Raw genomic sequence first — 1,114 nt, forward strand, 5'->3', positions numbered from 1 at the left:
CTTGCCTCTACCTGGGCGGGGCCCGACACCTGCGCCGCACCGGCGCACCATGGCCGGTGGCACGCACGGCCGCATTCCTGGCCGGTCTGGTGCTGCTGGTCTACGTCACCTGCGGAGCGATGGCCCTCTACGCCCCGATCCTGTTCAGCGTCCACACCGCCGCCCACCTGCTGCTGAGCTTCCCGGTGCCGCTGCTGCTGATCGCCGGAGCGCCCGGCCGCCTGGCCGCGGCCCTGGTTCCGGTCCGCACTGACGGCAGCACCGGGTGGTGCGAGCTCGCCGCTGCATGGCGCACCTCCCGGGCCGGGGCCCTGCTGGCTCACCCGGCCCCGGCCGGGATCCTGATGCTGGCCGGGCTGGGCGTCTTCTACTACACCCCCGCCTTCGCCGTGGCCCTGCACACCCACGTCGGCCACGAGCTGATGAACACCACCGCCGTGGCCCTGGGCCTGATTTTCGCTACCGCCGCGCTGGCCGCCCCACCGGACCGCAGAGCGGTGCGCACGCAGGCCTTGGTGCTGCTCGCGGTGGCCACCGTGCTGGGGATCTGGGTGGTGTTCACGGCCCTGTCACCGACGGTGATCCAACCAGAGTGGTTCTCCGGACTCGGCCGAGACTGGGGGCCTTCTCCGCTGGCGGATCAACAATCCGCGGCCCATTCCATCCTCTTGGCCGGGGTCCTGCCCCTGTTGGCCGCGGCCCTGGCCGTCCTGGCTCGAAGACACCAGCACGGCACCACCGACGCCACCGTTGATCGAGGAACCCCCAAGGACATCCACCATGGCTGAAACCACCACCAGCGCCCACCGCCACCCAGGCGCCGGCCCGGTCGCCGAGGAGCACCTGCCCGGATTCGCCCGTCGCCGCCCCTTCGCCCTGGTCCTGTTGGTGACCGGGGTGATCGGGTGGGTCGCCTCGGCGATTCTGGTGCTCGAGCGCCTTCAGCTCTACAAGGACCCGGGCCACGTCACCAGTTGTGACATCAACCCCTGGGTGTCCTGCGGGCAAGTCATGGGCACCTGGCAGTCGGAGCTCTTCGGCTTCCCCAACCCGCTGATCGGCATCGTCGCCTTCGCGGTGGTGATCACCACCGCCATGACGATCCTGGCCGGGG

At 70.7% G+C, this 1,114-nt stretch carries 2 protein-coding genes; both read left to right on the forward strand.

Going from position 1 to position 1,114, the window contains the following annotated elements:
- A partial coding sequence (locus L979_RS12730; RefSeq protein WP_197052154.1) for a cytochrome c oxidase assembly protein occupies window positions 1–788 on the forward strand: 788 nt, incomplete at its 5' end.
- Window positions 781–1,114: vitamin K epoxide reductase family protein (locus tag L979_RS12735; RefSeq protein ID WP_047692584.1), on the forward strand; the 334-nt coding region annotated here is incomplete at its 3' end. The genes L979_RS12730 and L979_RS12735, both read left to right, overlap by 8 nt.

The organism is Kocuria sp. ZOR0020 (assembly GCF_000800955.1).
Taxonomy (GTDB): domain Bacteria; phylum Actinomycetota; class Actinomycetes; order Actinomycetales; family Micrococcaceae; genus Kocuria; species Kocuria subflava.